This window comes from Lachnospira sp. (assembly GCF_016290755.1).
GTDB classification, from domain to species: Bacteria; Bacillota; Clostridia; order Lachnospirales; family Lachnospiraceae; genus Lachnospira; species Lachnospira multipara.
In genome coordinates, this window is record NZ_JAEEVD010000024.1 from 1 (window position 1) to 17061 (window position 17061).

Genomic DNA, 17061 nt, shown 5'->3' on the forward strand with positions numbered 1-17061 from the left:
TGTTAAGGTCTTGGTATTATAGGTAGAAAGCCAGACATTAAATACAATGCGAGTCCTGAAAAATGTGCTGAATTGGTAGAGATTCAGAAAAATATTTTAACTACAGTAGTTAATTATTTGAAAGAATCTGCTATACTAGTTTATAGTACTTGTACAATTAATAAGGCAGAGAATGAAGAACAAGTGGAATTTATAAAGGGTCTAGGCTTTGAACTTTTAGACATGAAGCAGTTATTAGCTGGAAAGACAAAGGACACAGACGGATTCTTTTATGCAATTTTAAAGAAGAAGTAAGGTATTAGAATGGATATTAATTATAAGATTAAGGACGGTAGAGTGGATTTAAAGAGTCTAAACTCTAGCGAACTAATTGAATATATAGAGAGCTTAGGAGAGAAGAAGTTTAGAGCTAATCAGCTTTATCAGTGGATGCACGAAAAGCTTGTAACTAACTTTGACGACTGTCTTAACATTCCTGCTAAGCTAAGAGATAGTTTAAAGGAAAATGCATATCTTATGGCACTTGAGCCAATAAGGGTGCAGACATCACAAATTGATGGAACACAAAAGTACTTATTTAAACTCTACGATGGCAATGTCATTGAAAGTGTATTAATGAAGTACCACCATGGAAATTCAGTTTGTATTTCATCCCAGGTTGGATGTAAAATGGGTTGTCGCTTCTGTGCGTCAACACTTGACGGTTGTGTAAGAAACCTCACACCTTCTGAAATGTTAGATCAGGTCTATAGAATTCAGAGTATTTCAGGAGAGCGAGTTTCTAATATAGTAATTATGGGTTCTGGCGAGCCTATGGATAATTACGACAATGTTATTAAGTTTCTAGAGTTGATTAATTCTGAAAAAGGGCTTAATATTAGTCTTCGTAATTTAACAGTTTCTACTTGTGGTTTAGTGCCAAAGATTAGAGAGTTAGCTGACCTTGAGTTACAGATAACTCTTGCGATTTCTTTACATGCACCTAATGACGAGCTTAGAAAGACTATGATGCCTATAGCTAATAAGTATTCTATAGAAGAAATAATGGATGCCTGCAGATATTATCTTGATAAGACAGGCAGAAGAATTTCATTTGAGTACAGCTTAGTAAAGGGCGTTAATGATACTAAGGAATGTGCAAGTCAGTTAATCGATTTAGTACATGGCCTTAATTGTCATATTAACCTTATTCCGGTTAATCCGATTAAGGAAAGAGATTACGAACAATCTAATAAGGATGCTATTATGGCATTCAAAAATAAACTTGAAAAATGTGGAATTAATGTTACTATTAGAAGAGAAATGGGCCGAGATATTGACGGCGCATGTGGTCAATTAAGAAAAAGTTATATGGAGGATAGTCATGAAAGCAGTAGCAATGACTGATATTGGTAAAAAAAGAAAAACCAATCAGGATTTTGTCTATACATCTATGACACCTATAGGAATACTCCCGAATCTTTTCATTGTGGCAGATGGCATGGGGGGCCATAAAGCAGGCGACACAGCATCAAGATTTACAGTGGAAACACTAGTAAAGCTACTTAAGGAGAACCTAACTAAGGATGCTGTTAGCACAGTAGAGAAGGCAATTTTAGAGGTAAACACATTACTTCTAGAAAAGGCCAAGGAATCTGAAGATTATACAGGCATGGGGACAACACTTTGCCTAGCAAGTATTATTGATGATACACTTTTAGTTGCCAACGTAGGGGATAGTAGACTATATGTAATTGATGAGGACATACGACAAGTTACCAGAGACCACTCATTGGTTGAGGAAATGGTTCTTGCAGGTGAGATTAACAAAGAGGAAGCAAGAAACCATGAGAGGAAAAATGTTATAACGAGGGCTATTGGCGGTACAACTACCGTAGAGCCAGATATGTTTAGAATAGACCTAAAGAAAAATGATAGGATTTTATTATGTAGTGATGGTTTAACTAACATGCTCGAGGATACAGAGATTGCTGATATCATTAAAGATGAGTCAGATATTAATAATGCCGCAAAGAAACTGATAGACAAGGCTAATAAGAATGGCGGGCTAGATAATATATCGGTTGTTATTATTAAAACTAATTAGAAAGGTATAAATTAATATGTTGAGAAAAGGACAGTTTTTAGCTGACAGATATGAAATACTAGAGCAGATCGGCACTGGAGGAATGGCTGATGTGTATAAGGCTAAATGCCACAAACTTAATAGATTTGTTGCCATTAAGGTTATGAAAAAAGAGTTTAGTGATGATAAGACATTTGTTGCTAAATTTAGAGCAGAGGCACAATCAGCAGCAGGCCTTACACACTCTAATGTTGTTGGCGTATATGATGTTGGAGATGAAGATGGCATCTATTATATTGTAATGGAATTAGTTGAGGGTATTACTCTTAAGAAATATATAGAAAAAAGAGGTAGAATTCCATTTAAGGAAGCTGCTAGTATTGCTATTCAGGTAGTAAACGGCATGGAAGCTGCCCACAAGGCTGGAGTTGTTCACAGAGATATTAAACCTCAGAATATTATTATTTCAAAGGACGGTAAGGTTAAGGTTACTGACTTTGGTATTGCTAAGGTTTCATCTAATACAACAATTAACTCATCACAGGCAATGGGCTCTGTTCACTATATTTCACCTGAACAGGCTAGAGGTGGTTATTCAGATGAAAGAACTGATATTTACTCAATGGGTATCACAATTTTTGAGATGTTAACAGGAACTGTACCATTTGATGCAGACAATTCAGTAACAGTTGCTGTAAAGCATATACAGGATAAGATTCCACTTGCATCAACACTTGCTGAGGGAATCCCTGTAAGTATAGATAAGATTGTTGCAAAATGTACTGAGAAAAAGCCTGACAGAAGATATCAGTCAGCAGAAGAATTACTTGCTGATTTAAAGAAATCTCTTGTTATGCCAGATGTAGATTTTGTTAAAATGGCACCAGTAATGGAGGATGAAATGTCAAAGAAAGAAGAAAACGAAGAATTAAATGAAGATTTAGACGTTCTTGACGATGACAATGAAGAAACACTAGAAAATCTTGATGACGAAGATGGCGTTTTAGATGATGAAGACGACGATGAAGATGATATTGATGATGAAAGCAATGAAAAGCTTGATAAGATCATGAAGTATATCGGAATCGGTATTGCGGCTATTATTCTTATTATTACAGTATTTGTAATCTTAAAGTTAGTAGGTTGTGGCTCTTCTTCAACAGAGACAGAAACAGAGACAACAACAGTTTCAGAAGATGATTCAAGCCTTGTTTCAGTACCTGATGTTACAGGTAAGTCAAAGGAAAAGGCTATTGAAAGCTTAAATGAAGTTGGCCTTGGTTACTCAATTGTTACACAGAGTTCTTCAACAGTAGAAGAGGGCTATGTAATTAGTCAGGGTACAACAGCAGGCTCTAAGGTTTCTGCTAATACAAGAATCGTTCTTACAGTAAGCAAGGGAACTGAAACAGAAACAGTTTCTGTAACTAATGTAAAGGGCATGACAGAGGAAAAGGCTACTGAAACTCTTAAGGACTTAGGCTTTGAGGTTGAAGTAGAATATGCATATAGTACAACAGTTGAAGCTGGTAGCGTTATTAGCTACTCACCAACAGGTAGTGCAGAAAAGGGCTCTACAATTACTATTAAGGTAAGTAGAGGTGAGGAAGAGACAAAGGTAGAGATGAAAAACTTAGTAGGAATGTCTAAGTCTGAAGCTATTTCTTGGTTAACATCAAATGGTTTAAAATATCAATTTACTGATAATTCTGATTCGGATGGATATGTAACAATTCAAAAAGAAAAAGAAGGCGAACAGTTAACTAAAGGTACAACTGTGACATTAACTATTAAAAGCAGCACAAGTAATAGTTCGGGAACGGGTACAAGCTCGGGATCTGGAACAAGCTCAGGATCTGGAACTAGTTCAGGAACCGGAACAGGTTCAGGAACGGGTACAAGCTCAGGATCTGGTTCAGGAACAGGTGCAACTACAGGAACAGAATCTGAAAGTACAACTGAAGCTACAACAGCTGCAAACTAGGTAATTCATGCAAGGTAAGATAATTAAAGGTATCGCTGGCTTCTACTATGTTTACATAGAAGAAGTCGGCGCTATATATGAGTGTAAGGCGAAAGGCGTTTTTAGAAATAAGAAGATTAAGCCTTTAGTAGGTGATAATTGCCTAGTGGATATTGTGGATGAAGAAAATCTAAAGGGTAATATTACAGAAATTCTTGAAAGAAAGAATTCTCTTATTAGACCGGCTTTTGCCAATATAGATCAAGCGATGGTTATATTTGCCGTTAAACAACCAGATATAAACTACAATCTCTTAGATAGATTTTTAGTTTATATGGACTATCAGGATGTGGATACAGTAGTGGTTTTTAACAAGGTAGATTTAGCAACTAAAGAAGAAATTGATGCATTAGAATCAATTTACAATAAATGCGGTTGTAGGTTAATATGGGTAAGTGCCTATGACAAGACTGGTGTAGACGAGGTTTTAGAATGTCTAAAGGGCAAGACAACAGTGCTTGCAGGCCCTTCAGGAGTTGGAAAATCTTCCCTCACTAATTTGATTTTACCAGAGGAGGTTAATGCCACTGGTGAGGTTAGTAAAATTGGTAGAGGACGTCATACCACAAGGCATTCAGAAATTTTTAATGTAAGTCCTAATACGTATATTGCAGATACGCCGGGCTTTACATCACTTAACCCTCCTGATATAGAAAAGGAAGAGTTAAGATTTTATTTTGAAGAATTTAAAGAGCATGAGGGAAATTGCAGATTTAACGGTTGCGTACATGTAAATGAGCCGGACTGCAGTGTAAAGAAAGCTCTAGCGGATGGACAGATAAGTAAGAGACGATATCAGAGCTATATAGAAATATTTGATGAATTAAAAAATAAAAAGAAATATTAAAGTGTAAAAGGAAGTAAGATATGAATTATTTATCACCATCAATTTTATCAGCAGATTTTAAGAATTTAGGAAGAGAATTGGAGATTATTGACGAGGCAGGAGCAGAGTACGTACACATCGATGTTATGGATGGAAGCTTTGTACCAAACATTTCCCTTGGTATTCCTGTTATTAAGTCAATTAGAAGTGCAACTAAGAAGGTTTTTGATGTACATCTTATGATTGATGAGCCAATCAGATACATTGAGGAATTTGCAAATGCAGGCGCAGACATTATTACAGTGCATGTTGAAAGTTGTCAGGATGTTAAGGCTACACTTGAAAAGATTAAGTCATTTAATTGTAAGGCAGCCATTACACTTAATCCTAAGACTCCAGCAAAGGCAGTTATTCCATACCTTTCAATGGTAGACATGGTGCTTGTTATGAGCGTTAATCCTGGATTTGGCGGTCAGAAATTCATTCCAGAATCTCTTGATAAGGTTAGAGAAATTAAGAAGGCATTAGAAGAGAAGAACTTAACTAATGTTAACATCGAAATTGACGGTGGTATTAATATTGAAAATCTTGCTAGCGTCCTTGAAGCTGGCGTAAATGTAGTAGTTGCTGGTTCAGCTATTTTTAAGGGCGATACTGCAGAAAATGTTAAGAAGTTCAAGGAAGTTATGTCATCTTGGAACTAAATAAAAACTAGCTAAAATTAGCTAAAGTTTCCTAGATGATACATTTTCAAAAAAATAAGGACGATATCAAATTGATATCGTCCTTTTAAGTTTATATATATCTTATACGTTAAATCTAAAGAGGATTACATCGCCATCCTTAACCACGTATTCCTTACCTTCCATACGAACAAGACCCTTTTCTTTAGCTGCGTTATAAGAACCGCAGTCAAGTAAATCCTGATAGTAAACAACTTCTGCCTTAATGAAACCTCTTTCAAAGTCAGAGTGAATCTTACCAGCAGCACCAGGAGCCTTAGTTCCCTTAGTGATTGTCCAAGCACGAGTTTCTGTCTCACCAGCTGTTAAGTAACTAATAAGACCAAGTAACTTATAGCTTGCTGCAATTAACTTATCAAGACCTGATGATTCAAGACCTAAGTCATCAAGGAATTCCTTCTTCTCATCATCATCAAGTTCTGAAATTTCCTGTTCAATCTGAGCGCAAATAACAAATACTTCTGAGTTATTAGCTGCTGCATATTCCTTAACCTTAGCAACATTAGCATTACCTGCACCATCATTTCCTAAATCATCTTCAGCTACGTTAGCAGCAAAGATAACTGGCTTAGCTGTTAAAAGGTTGTATTCTTTAATAAAGGCTTCTTCTTCTTCGCCTTCAAGTTCGAAGCTAGCTGCTAAATTGCCATCCTCTAAGTGCTTAATAAGTCTTTCGATGAATTCAACTTCACGAGCTAAGTCCTTATTGTTATATGCGCCTCTCTTTTGCTTAGCAAGTCGTCTCTCTAAAACTTCAAGATCAGCAAAAATTAATTCTAAGTTGATTGTTTCAATATCTCTTACGGGATCAATTGAACCATCTACGTGAACGATATTAGAGTCTTCAAAACATCTAACAACATGTACAATAGCATCTACTTCTCTGATATTAGCAAGGAACTGGTTTCCTAAGCCTTCTCCTTTAGAAGCACCCTTTACAAGACCTGCAATATCTACGAATTCGATTACAGCAGGTGTAATCTTTGCTGAATTATAAAGTGCTGCAAGCTTATCAAGTCTGTCATCAGGTACAGTAACAACACCAACATTAGGATCGATTGTAGCAAAAGGATAGTTTGCTGCAAGTGCCCCTGCCTTAGTAAGGGAATTAAATAAAGTTGACTTACCAACATTAGGTAAACCTACGATTCCTAGTTTCATTATAACCTCCATGCCACCTTTAAGTGGATAAAAATATTTTAATTTGAAATTAATTGATTGACGTTTAATAAATCCTTGTAAACGCAAGGAATATTTTATCATAAATTCACTAATAATGGGAAATTATTTTTATAAATTTGGCGTTTAATAACTATATTTATAGAAAAAAATCCCCACAAAAGCACATTATATGGGAAAAATCACCACCTTTCCCCCAATATGTGCAAAGTCCCGTAATTAGCGGAATTCTAAAGGATTTAGACTTGCTTTTTATTCCTATTAGGGTTACAATAGGGATGAAAGTGGAGGTAATGTGATAATAAGTGGTGAAATGTGGTGGATTTAAAAAATCCCACAGATTACTTAAATAACGGGCTTTAATACATTTGTTATCCCAATGCAAGTATGATTCTTAATCTAAGTGGAAGGGGGAACGGTTATGCTACAAGGTGAATATACACATACAATTGATGCCAAGGGCAGACTTATCGTTCCAGCAAAACTCCGTGAAGGATTAGGAGATACATTTACAATAACAAGGGGATTCGATGGATGTATTTATGCATATTCCAACGATGAGTGGGAAGCCTTGAAAGAAAGAATTGCAAAGTTACCTCTAAACGATGCAAGAGCACGTTCACTTACTCGATTCTTTATTGGTGGAGCAAGTGAAGTGGAAGTGGACAAACAGGGACGAATTCCTATTACACAGACTTTAAGAACTCACGCAGGACTTGAAAAAGACGTGGTTTCATTAGGCGTTGGTAATAAGGTGGAAATTTGGAGTGCTAAGAAGTACAACGAAGTTAATGCCGAAAGCTTTGAGAATATCGAGAATGTGGCAGAAAGCATGTTGGAATTTGGCTTCACAATTTAGATTAAGGAGATTTCGTTATGGAATTTAAGCATTATTCAGTTTTATTAGAAGAGACAATTGAAAATTTAAATATAAAGCCAGACGGAATCTATGTAGACGGTACTTTAGGCGGCGCAGGTCATTCAAGCGTTATTGCTAGTAAGTTAGGTCCTAATGGTAGACTTATTGGAATTGACCAGGATGAAAATGCTATCGAGGCCGCAAGTAAGAGACTAGAGCCTTTTAAAGATAGAGTAACTATTGTTAGAGATAATTACGTGAATTTTAAAAAGGTATTAGATGATTTGAATATTGATAAGATTGATGGAGTGGTACTTGATTTAGGAGTATCTTCATATCAATTAGATACAGTAGAAAGAGGCTTTACATATAATGTTGACACAGCCCTTGATATGAGAATGGATAACAGACAGTTAATGACTGCAAGGGATATTGTTAATGACTATAGCGAATCAGATCTTTATAGAATCATTAGAGATTATGGTGAAGATAGATTTGCTAAGAATATTGCAAAGCACATTGTTAATGCAAGACAGGAAAAGCCCATTGAGACAACATTTGAATTAAATGACATTATAAAAGCAGCAATTCCTGCAAAGGTAAGAGCTACAGGTGGTCATCCATCAAAGAGAACTTATCAGGCAATTAGAATCGAACTTAATAAGGAACTAGATGTTCTAGAAAATTCAATAGACGACCTTATTGATAGATTAAATCCAGGTGGAAGATTATGTATTATTACTTTCCATTCACTTGAGGATAGAATCGTTAAGGTTAAATTTAAAACAGCAGAGAACCCATGTACTTGCCCACCGGAATTTCCAGTGTGTGTATGTGGCAAGAAATCAAAGGGTAAGGTGATTTCAAGAAAGCCAATCTTACCTTCTGATAAGGAGTTAGAGGAGAACTCAAGATCAAAGTCGGCTAAGTTAAGAGTTTTTGAGAAGAGATAGGAGTAGGAGAAGTAAAACAAGCAAAGGAGGAGACATGAATGGCAAGAAATAGCAAAAAAAGACATTATAAAAGTGCTAGAAGAGCGACTTATGTGTCAGGTAGTGCTGCTAGGGAATTAGCGCCAAAACCACAAGAACGAGTAAGAAAGCGTCATGTGGAAACTAGCGAAGAGCGTAGAGAGCGACTAAGACGCCAGAAGAATCAAAGACAAGCCAATAAAATCAACATGATATTCATGGGAATGATGACATTGGCAGTTGCGATTAGCGTTGCTGTTTGCTATCAGCTAGTAAGTCTTCAATCAGAATATAAAGCTAATCAAACGAAGCTAGATGATTTAAAGACAGAATATCAAGAACTTAAATCTGATAATGATGAACTAGATGCTAAGTTAGATGCAAGTATTGATTATGAAGCAATTTACAATACTGCAGTTAATGAATTAGGTATGGTTTATCCAGATTCAAGTCAAGTTATTCTTTATGAGTCAGGTGAGAGCGAATACGTTAAGCAGTATAAGGATGTACCTGGTCAAGAATAGATAATAATGCTGGCTTTTATTTAAGCCAGCATTTTGTGTTAATAATTAGTATTTAGTGTTTAGTGTAATGAGAAGGAATATTCTAAAACAAAACTAGAATATGAAGGGGCAAGTGTGTATAATTATAAGGCTGATAACTAGCCTGGATGGAGTAAAAACTAATGGCTGATTACGAGAAGATCAAAGAGAGAAAATTAAAAAAGAAAAGGATGCTTCTTAAAAGAACTGGTAAGAAGATACAGGTTATGCTAGTTATTGTAGCATTACTACTTGCTGGTTTAGGTGGCAGAATTTTTTATATAGTATATAACCGTGGTGATGAGTATACACAAAGTGTTTTAAACGAACAGACCCAGACTAATGATACTGTGCTTGCAAAGAGAGGTCAGATCAAAACCAGTGATGGTACAATTCTTGCTTACAGTGAGAAAATGTACAACGTAATCCTAGATGTGGCACAACTACTAAGCGACGATGAGGAAAGTGAAGATAATCTAACAGATGACACAATCACAGCCCTTTGTAATAGCTTTGGTCTTGATAGAGCAGAGCTAGTTGCTAAGATTTACGATAATCAAACCAGCAGATATTTAAAGTTAGTAAAGGAAATATCAGAAGAAGATATGGAAAGCTTTAAAGCCCTTATGAGCACCACAGATTCTAAAGGCAATAAAGTTGATACAACAGTTGTAGATGTTTGGTTTGAAGAAACTTATGTAAGAAAGTATCCTAATAATAATTTAGCAGCCGATGTGGTAGGCTTTTATAGTCAGAATAACGGCGGCGAGTTAGGTCTTGAATTACAATATAATGACTATTTAACAGGTGTTAATGGCCTTTCCTATAGTTATGTTAATGACGGACTTGAGATTACTAACACAACTAAGGAAGTAACAGATGGCTATAATGTGGTAACAACTATTGATTATAATATTCAAAAAATAATTGAAGATCATATTATAGCATATAATCAAGAAAGCCCATCAAAGAATACAGCAGTTGTTGCTATGGACCCTGATACAGGAGAGATTTTAGCAATGGCAAGTTATCCAACCTTTGATTTGAATAATCCAAGAGATCTTTCTGGTGTTTACACTGAGGAAGAGCTAGCAGCTATGTCAGATGAGGATAAGACAAATGCCCTATATGAGCTTTGGACTAACTTCTGTGTTTCAGAAAGTTACGAGCCGGGTTCTGTATTTAAGCCTGTGACAGAGGCATCAGCCCTTGATGAAGGAGTTGTAAAGGATGGAGATACTTATAATTGTACTGGTGCTGAAGTGGTAAGTAATTGGACAATTAAGTGTCACGCATATTCTTTGGGTGGACATGGAGTTATTACTCTAGAACAAGCGCTTATGGAATCATGTAATCCATACATGATAAATTTAGCAATTAAGTTAGGAACAACAAAATTTGCTCAGTATGTAACTATGTTTGGTTTTGGTTCCCTTACAGGAATCGACCTACCAGGTGAGACTAGCGGTATTACATATTCTGCAGATTCTATGACAGTTATAGATGCTGCGACTAACTCCTTTGGACAAAATATCAACGTTAATATGATTCAAATGATATCAGCATATTGTTCTATTATAAATGACGGAAATTATTATCAGCCTCATATTGTTAAGCAAATTGAGGATAGCTCTGGTAATATAGTAAAGTCTTTTGATCCTGTATTAGTAAAGCAGACATGTACAGTGGATACATCAAAGCTTCTAAGACAGTACTTACTTGCAACCGTTGAAGAAGGTACAGCGAAAAAAGTAGCAGTTACAGGATATTCTGTAGCAGGTAAGACAGGTACTGCCCAAAAGGTAAACAGAGATGAGAGAAAATGGCTCATTTCCTTTATTGGACACGTTCCAGCAGACGACCCAGAAATTGCAATTTATGTAATTATTGATGAGCCTGATGGTACAACAGGTAGTTCTGGTTCTTCAGCAGATGTATTGCAATTAAGTCATGATATCCTAGAGGATTTATTACCATATTTAGGAATCTATGAAGACCTTACAGCAACAGATGTAGATACATCTAATAGCGAAGATGAATTGACAGTTGATGTACCAGATACATCACAAAACTAAGATTTTTTGGGAGGAAGTTATGGAACTTAAAGGAAAGAAAGTAATGGTAGTTGGCACTGGAATTAGTGGTATTGGTGCAGTTGACCTTTTAAATAAAGTAGGCGCAGACGTAATTCTCTACGATGGCAATGAGAAGCTTAAAAAAGCTGACGTAGAGGCTAAGCTTAAGTCTAATAAGGCTGAAATCGTCATTGGCGAGTGTAGTGATGAGTTAATTAGCAAGGTGGATTTACTTGTAATTAGCCCTGGTGTGCCAATTGATAGCCCACTTGTTTTAAGATTTAAGGAAGCAGGCGTTTTAGTTTGGGGCGAAATTGAATTAGCTTATAACTACGATAAGGGTAGTGTTGTAGCAATTACAGGTACTAACGGTAAGACTACAACAACAGCCCTTGTAGGTCAGATTATAAAAGCCTATAACGAGAAGACATTTGTTGTAGGTAATATAGGAAATTCCTATACAGGAGAGGTATTTAATACTAGCAAGGATTCTGTTACAGTGGCAGAAATTAGTAGTTTCCAATTAGAGACAACTAATGAGTTCCACCCTAAGGTATCAGCAATTCTTAATATCACTCCAGATCATTTAAATAGACATCATACAATGGAATGCTATGCTGAAACTAAGGAAAGAGTGGCACTTAAGCAGACTAAAGATGATGTATGTGTACTTAATTTAGAAGATGAGTGGTTACAGGATTTTGCGAAGAAATGTAGCGCAAGCGTGGTTTACTTCTCATCTAAGAGAAAAGTTGAAGTTGGCGCTTATGTTGATGGAGATACAATCCGTTATACAGACGGCGTTAATGATAAAGAGTTCTTAAACGTTCATGATATGAAGCTTTTAGGAGTTCATAATTATGAAAATGTATGCGCAGCCATTGCTATGACAAAGGCCATGGGCATTCCTGATGAGGTAATTATCAGAGAAGTTAAGAACTTTAGAGCTGTTGAACATAGAATTGAATTTGTAGCAACTAAGTCTGGAGTTGACTACTATAATGATTCTAAGGGCACTAATCCAGATGCAGCAATTAAGGCTATTGAGGCTATGGTTAAGCCAACAATTCTTATTGCAGGAGGCTATGATAAGGGTTCAGAATTTGATGAATATATCAATGCCTTTGGTGATAAGGTAAGACTTATGGTTTTACTTGGTCAGACAAGTCAAAAGATTGCTGATACAGCTAAGAAGTTAGGATTTACAAATTACATTTTTGCAAATTCTATGGAGGAAGTTGTAGATATTTGTGCAAAGAATGCAAAGGAGGGAGAAGCAGTCTTACTATCTCCTGCGTGTGCTAGCTGGGGAATGTTTGACAACTATGAGCAAAGGGGAGAAATCTTTAAGGACTTAGTTAATAAGTTAGCTTAAAGAAATGCTTATTAATGCGTGGAGAGTTTATGGAAACCAATCAAAGAAGACAAAGGTCGACGATTAAACAAAACACACAAAACAAAAAGATAAGTAAAAGAAGTGTAAATAGAAGAGCTAAAAAGAATAAGAATAATTACATGAAAGCTCATAGAAAGAAATTTAGCTTTAGAAAGAGTTTATCAAGAAGCACAGGCTTTTATCTAGATTACTCTTTAATGTTAATTATGATTATTCTAATTGGTATAGGCCTTGTAATGGTTTATAGTAGTTCATCTACCACAACTGATTCCTTAAAAGGCGTTTTAAAAAGTCAGGTAATTTTTGCAGTGTTTGGCTTGTTTATGATGATGATAGTAGCAAGAGTTTTGGACTATCATATACTAACCAACAAGTATGTAGCTAGAGGGCTATATATATTTTCATTAATACTTGTATTATTACTTTTAACGCCACTTGGTAAAAACTATAATGGTGCCACAAGATGGATTGTAATTGGCGGATTTAATTTCATGCCAGTTGAATTTGTTAAGGTAGGAATAATTGCTGCGCTAGCCTGTAGAATATCAAGTCTTGGAGAAAAGATGAAGTATTTTAGAGTGGTTGTTTGGTTGATAGCATGGTATGGAGTAGTTCCAGCGGCAATGCTGTATTTTATATCTAACAACCTAAGTAGTGCCATTATTATTTTAGGAATGGCCTTTTTAATTACATTTGTTGCTTATCCAGGTTATAAACCATATATTGCCATGTTTGCTGGTGCTACAGCCTTTATTAGCGTAGCATTTTCAGCAATTCTATCTGCAATTCAAAAAGGAGACGGCTTTAGATCAACAAGAATCTTAGCTTGGCTGCATCCAGAAGATTATGCAGATGGCGAGGCTTACCAAACGATACATGGTCTTTATGCCATAGGTTCTGGAGGACTTTTTGGTAAGGGACTAGGTAAAAGTGTTGTTAAGCTAAAGTTACCAGAAGCCTATAATGATATGATCTTTACAATTATTTGTGAGGAGCTTGGCTTGTTTGGGGCTTTATGCGTTTTAATAGCTTTTGGCGTTTTATTATGGAGAATAGCCCATGTTGCAAGAAATGCGCCTGATATGCAGGGAGCCTTGCTTTGTGCCGGTGTATTTTCACATATTGCACTTCAAGTTTTAGTTAATATCGCTGTAGTAACAGATACCATTCCTAATACAGGTGTTACATTGCCATTTATTAGTAAAGGTGGTACGGCGCTGCTTATCCTATTGCTTGAAATGGGTGTGGTGTTTAATGTCAGTAGCCAAATTAAGGATGAGTTAAATGAGTAAGCGAAAAAAAGAAGAGTTAGAAGGGTATGATTTTTATGATGACATCGATGAACTAGATAGAGCATCAGATGCCAAAGCTAAAGCTAATGCAAACAAGTCTAGGGCAAGTAGGAAGAGAAGGACTAATACGAAAAGAGTTACATTTCCATTAGCACTTTTAATTTCCTTCTTAATTATCTTTATTGTAGGCTTTAGTGCTTATGTAGTTTTTAGAGTTGATGTAATTGAGTATGAAGGTAATACTCATTACAGTGATGAGGAGATGTCAGACTTCTTATTTGAAGGAAAGACACCTAATTCACTAATATATTTTTTATTTGGAAATACGAATATTGAAATTCCCTTTATCCAAAAATATGATGTTGAGATTAAATGGCCTAATAAATTTTACGTTACGGTATACGAAAAACCTATAATAGGATATGTAAAATATATGGGTAGCTATATGTATTTTGATAAAGACGGTATTGTGGTTGAAAGCTCCACTGAGTTAATTGACTCGGTACCGGAAGTTCAAGGTTTAGAGTATTCCTCAATTGTACTTAATAAGAAAATCGAAGTGGCGGACGAGTCAATATTTGATAAGATATTAGAGCTTGCCCAAGGTTTTGATAAGTATGATTTAGATGTAGATTCTATCTTCTTTGATAGTGAAGGTAATATCTATGTTTACATTGGAAGTGTTAAAGTAGCAATGGGAAATACAGACGATTATAGCGAGAGATTATTTGAATTAAAACAATTGTACTCAAAATTGAACGGATTGTCAGGAACCCTGTATTTAAACGAGTTTGACGGCAGTTCAGACACAATTATTTTTAAGAAAGACAACTAAAACGGTTGATATTTTATTTGAAAAACGATATTATATTTTATAAGTGATTTTTAAGGGAGTAGAAGGAGGCAACAACTTTGTTAGAAATTATGACTAATGACGCAGAAGGCTCTGCAAAGATTATAGTAGTAGGAGTCGGCGGATCAGGCAACAATGCTGTTAACAGAATGATAGATGAAAATATCAGCGGGGTGGAATTTGTAGCTATCAATACAGATGGACAAGCACTTCAGTCATGTAAGGCTCCATCTGCAATCCAAATTGGAGAGAAACTTACTAAAGGTTTAGGAGCTGGTGCAGTTCCTGAAATCGGAGAAAAAGCCGCAGAAGAGAATATTGAAGATATTACTCAGCTCCTTAAGGGCGCAGACATGGTATTTGTTACATGCGGTATGGGTGGCGGAACTGGTACAGGTGCAGCCCCAGTAGTTGCTAAGGTTGCTAAGGATATGGGTATCCTTACAGTCGGTGTAGTAACTAAGCCTTTCGCTTTTGAAGGTAGAACTCGTATGAACAATGCCAATTTAGGTATTGAAAAGCTTAAGGAGAATGTTGATACATTAATTATTGTTCCTAATGACAGACTTCTTCAGATTATTGACAGAAGAACATCAATGCCAGATGCCCTAAAGAAGGCCGACGAAGTTTTACAGCAGGCAGTACAGGGAATTACAGACCTTATTAATGTTCCAGGTCTTATTAACCTTGACTTTGCCGATGTTAGAACTGTTATGACAGATAAGGGTATTGCCCATATCGGTATTGGTACAGGAACAGGTGATGATAAGGCTATTGAAGCTGTTAAGCAGGCCGTATCAAGTCCACTTCTTGAAACAACAATTGAAGGCGCATCACATGTTATTATTAATATTTCAGGTGATGTAGGTCTTATGGAAGCTGATGAAGCTGCAAGATACGTTCAGGAACTTGCAGGTGATAATGCTAACATTATCTTTGGTGCTATGGTTGATGAAACAGCAACAGACAAGGCAACAATTACTGTTATTGCAACAGGTCTTGAAGATCGTAATGTTAACCTTGCCTTAGCAGGTTTTTCAGCTAAGGCAACAACACCAGCTAAGACTGTAGTTAAGCCAACATATACTTATAACGGAGCAAGTACAGCTCCACAGCCAAGCGCTCAAGTTACTGAGACACCACTTCCTGGTCTCAAGCAGCCAGAGCCTGTTACAAGTAATGTTAAAGAAAGAGGAATTACAATTCCTACATTCTTACAGAAGAGCAAGAAGTAATTAAAGTTAGATTATTTAATCCGGACGGATTCATTCTCCGTCCGGATTTTTTTCTTCTCTATAATTGACAAAATTAAAAAAATGATAGAAAATTGAACTAGCAACTTTTACTTGAAAAAATGAATAAATTTCTATGGGTCAGGATAGGGATATTTTAATCAGATACTAATTATCGGGAGGAACATATTTTATGAAAGATCAGAAGAAAACTCAGAAGGATAATCAGAAAAGTTATCGTTATGACAAGATTTTTGGACTATTAACATTGATTTCTTTACTTGTTTTAGTTCTTATGGTTTATTTAGATTATGGCAGCAATATTTCATCTTATGCCAATGATGAGCTTAAGAATGTAACCTTTAGCTCAGGAGATGTGGCTTCAGATGAGGTTGCAACAGGAACTGAGATAACTAAAGAAGTCACTGTAGTAGTTGATCCTCAGCTTGGTGGATCATCTAATGGTGGTACTTCTCTTGATGGCACTCTTTTAAAGAATCAGAATTTAGAGATGGCCCAGCTAGTAAAGGAAAAGCTTGAAGCAAAGGGCGTTACAGTAGTACTTACAAGAGATAGTGATAAGACTGTCTCAGACTCAGATAGAGTAGAAACAGCTAATGAAAGTGACGCTGCTGTGGTTGTTTCTTTAGGAAGAAATGTTTATAATGGTAAGGCTAGTGGCGTGGAAAGCTGGATTTATTCTGGTGAGCCAATTGAAGCTATTGAATTATCAAACTCAATTCTTGAGGAAATAGCCAATGAAGGTTTTACTAGCAGAGGAATTAAGGCAGGAACAGAGAAATCTTCCGAATCAGATTATGCAATTAACAGTCAGGTTAAGAGCACAAGCTGTATCATTTTATTAGGCTTTTTAGATAGTGAAAAGGATAATGAGATGTTTACATCTAAGAAAGATGCTACAGCGCAGGCAATTGCAGACGGAATCGCTTCTTACCTTATTTCACAAGGATATTAATCTAAAGGTATAATTAATAGAAAAGGAAT

16 protein-coding genes are annotated in these 17061 nt (G+C 36.0%); 15 read left to right on the plus strand and 1 reads right to left on the minus strand.

Going from position 1 to position 17061, the window contains the following annotated elements; all coding sequences use genetic code 11:
- The first annotated feature begins 18 nt into the window (after positions 1–18).
- Genes QVA17_RS07205 through rpe form a run of 6 tightly spaced genes read left to right on the plus strand, consistent with a single transcriptional unit; the run spans position 19 to position 5618 of the window.
- Positions 19–294 (plus strand): hypothetical protein, encoded by a 276-nt coding sequence (locus tag QVA17_RS07205; protein WP_287387471.1) that lies wholly within the window; start codon positions 19–21, stop codon positions 292–294.
- A 9-nt stretch (positions 295–303) separates the two neighbouring features.
- Positions 304–1386, plus strand: coding sequence for a 23S rRNA (adenine(2503)-C(2))-methyltransferase RlmN (gene rlmN / locus QVA17_RS07210; protein WP_287387424.1), 1083 nt, complete (start codon positions 304–306; stop codon positions 1384–1386).
- Entirely contained in the window at positions 1364–2086 is a 723-nt protein-coding gene (locus QVA17_RS07215) for a Stp1/IreP family PP2C-type Ser/Thr phosphatase (RefSeq protein WP_287387425.1), read from the plus strand. Before rlmN ends, QVA17_RS07215 begins: the two co-directional genes overlap by 23 nt.
- A 16-nt stretch (positions 2087–2102) precedes the next feature.
- The gene (gene pknB / locus QVA17_RS07220) at positions 2103–4049 is read left to right on the plus strand and encodes a Stk1 family PASTA domain-containing Ser/Thr kinase (protein WP_287387427.1); all 1947 of its coding nucleotides are present in this window, start codon (positions 2103–2105) and stop codon (positions 4047–4049) included.
- 7 nt (positions 4050–4056) lie between these two features.
- A complete protein-coding gene (gene rsgA, locus QVA17_RS07225; RefSeq protein ID WP_287387429.1) occupies positions 4057–4935 on the plus strand; it encodes a ribosome small subunit-dependent GTPase A in 879 nt (292 codons plus the stop codon).
- Between the two features lie 20 nt (positions 4936–4955).
- A complete protein-coding gene (gene rpe, locus QVA17_RS07230) occupies positions 4956–5618 on the plus strand; it encodes a ribulose-phosphate 3-epimerase (RefSeq protein ID WP_287387430.1) in 663 nt (220 codons plus the stop codon).
- Positions 5619–5720: 102 nt separating this feature from the next.
- Here the strand turns inward: rpe and ychF are convergent, their stop codons facing one another.
- Positions 5721–6818 (minus strand): redox-regulated ATPase YchF, encoded by a 1098-nt coding sequence (ychF, locus tag QVA17_RS07235; protein WP_027432111.1) that lies wholly within the window; start codon positions 6816–6818, stop codon positions 5721–5723.
- Between the two features lie 439 nt (positions 6819–7257).
- Between ychF and mraZ the strand changes: the two genes are divergently transcribed.
- The 9 genes from mraZ (at position 7258) to QVA17_RS07280 (ending at position 17032) form a co-directional block, all read left to right on the plus strand.
- On the plus strand, positions 7258–7695 hold the full coding sequence (gene mraZ / locus QVA17_RS07240) for a division/cell wall cluster transcriptional repressor MraZ (protein ID WP_074522014.1): 438 nt from the start codon (positions 7258–7260) through the stop codon (positions 7693–7695).
- A 17-nt stretch (positions 7696–7712) separates the two neighbouring features.
- Entirely contained in the window at positions 7713–8648 is a 936-nt protein-coding gene (gene rsmH, locus QVA17_RS07245) for a 16S rRNA (cytosine(1402)-N(4))-methyltransferase RsmH (protein ID WP_027432109.1), read from the plus strand.
- A 38-nt stretch (positions 8649–8686) separates the two neighbouring features.
- Entirely contained in the window at positions 8687–9190 is a 504-nt protein-coding gene (locus QVA17_RS07250) for a septum formation initiator family protein (protein ID WP_027432108.1), read from the plus strand.
- Between the two features lie 161 nt (positions 9191–9351).
- On the plus strand, positions 9352–11283 hold the full coding sequence (locus QVA17_RS07255) for a peptidoglycan D,D-transpeptidase FtsI family protein (RefSeq protein WP_287387432.1): 1932 nt from the start codon (positions 9352–9354) through the stop codon (positions 11281–11283).
- Between the two features lie 19 nt (positions 11284–11302).
- The gene (gene murD / locus QVA17_RS07260) at positions 11303–12658 is read left to right on the plus strand and encodes a UDP-N-acetylmuramoyl-L-alanine--D-glutamate ligase (protein ID WP_287387433.1); all 1356 of its coding nucleotides are present in this window, start codon (positions 11303–11305) and stop codon (positions 12656–12658) included.
- 29 nt (positions 12659–12687) lie between these two features.
- Positions 12688–13971 (plus strand): FtsW/RodA/SpoVE family cell cycle protein, encoded by a 1284-nt coding sequence (locus QVA17_RS07265; RefSeq protein ID WP_287387435.1) that lies wholly within the window; start codon positions 12688–12690, stop codon positions 13969–13971.
- The gene (locus tag QVA17_RS07270; RefSeq protein WP_287387437.1) at positions 13964–14806 is read left to right on the plus strand and encodes a cell division protein FtsQ/DivIB; all 843 of its coding nucleotides are present in this window, start codon (positions 13964–13966) and stop codon (positions 14804–14806) included. The genes QVA17_RS07265 and QVA17_RS07270 overlap by 8 nt, the downstream gene beginning before the upstream one ends.
- A 77-nt stretch (positions 14807–14883) precedes the next feature.
- On the plus strand, positions 14884–16059 hold the full coding sequence (gene ftsZ, locus QVA17_RS07275) for a cell division protein FtsZ (RefSeq protein WP_027432104.1): 1176 nt from the start codon (positions 14884–14886) through the stop codon (positions 16057–16059).
- 190 nt (positions 16060–16249) lie between these two features.
- On the plus strand, positions 16250–17032 hold the full coding sequence (locus QVA17_RS07280; RefSeq protein WP_287387438.1) for an N-acetylmuramoyl-L-alanine amidase family protein: 783 nt from the start codon (positions 16250–16252) through the stop codon (positions 17030–17032).
- Positions 17033–17061: the final 29 nt, after the last annotated feature.

Coding starts and splice junctions, on each gene's coding strand:
- rlmN (WP_287387424.1), top strand. CDS start 304: ATGGATATTAATTATAAGATTAAGGACGGTAGAGTGGATTTAAAGAGT.
- QVA17_RS07215 (WP_287387425.1), top strand. CDS start 1,364: ATGAAAGCAGTAGCAATGACTGATATTGGTAAAAAAAGAAAAACCAAT.
- pknB (WP_287387427.1), top strand. CDS start 2,103: ATGTTGAGAAAAGGACAGTTTTTAGCTGACAGATATGAAATACTAGAG.
- rsgA (WP_287387429.1), top strand. CDS start 4,057: ATGCAAGGTAAGATAATTAAAGGTATCGCTGGCTTCTACTATGTTTAC.
- rpe (WP_287387430.1), top strand. CDS start 4,956: ATGAATTATTTATCACCATCAATTTTATCAGCAGATTTTAAGAATTTA.
- ychF (WP_027432111.1), bottom strand. CDS start 6,818: ATGAAACTAGGAATCGTAGGTTTACCTAATGTTGGTAAGTCAACTTTA.
- mraZ (WP_074522014.1), top strand. CDS start 7,258: ATGCTACAAGGTGAATATACACATACAATTGATGCCAAGGGCAGACTT.
- rsmH (WP_027432109.1), top strand. CDS start 7,713: ATGGAATTTAAGCATTATTCAGTTTTATTAGAAGAGACAATTGAAAAT.
- QVA17_RS07250 (WP_027432108.1), top strand. CDS start 8,687: ATGGCAAGAAATAGCAAAAAAAGACATTATAAAAGTGCTAGAAGAGCG.
- QVA17_RS07255 (WP_287387432.1), top strand. CDS start 9,352: ATGGCTGATTACGAGAAGATCAAAGAGAGAAAATTAAAAAAGAAAAGG.
- murD (WP_287387433.1), top strand. CDS start 11,303: ATGGAACTTAAAGGAAAGAAAGTAATGGTAGTTGGCACTGGAATTAGT.
- QVA17_RS07265 (WP_287387435.1), top strand. CDS start 12,688: ATGGAAACCAATCAAAGAAGACAAAGGTCGACGATTAAACAAAACACA.
- QVA17_RS07270 (WP_287387437.1), top strand. CDS start 13,964: ATGAGTAAGCGAAAAAAAGAAGAGTTAGAAGGGTATGATTTTTATGAT.
- QVA17_RS07280 (WP_287387438.1), top strand. CDS start 16,250: ATGAAAGATCAGAAGAAAACTCAGAAGGATAATCAGAAAAGTTATCGT.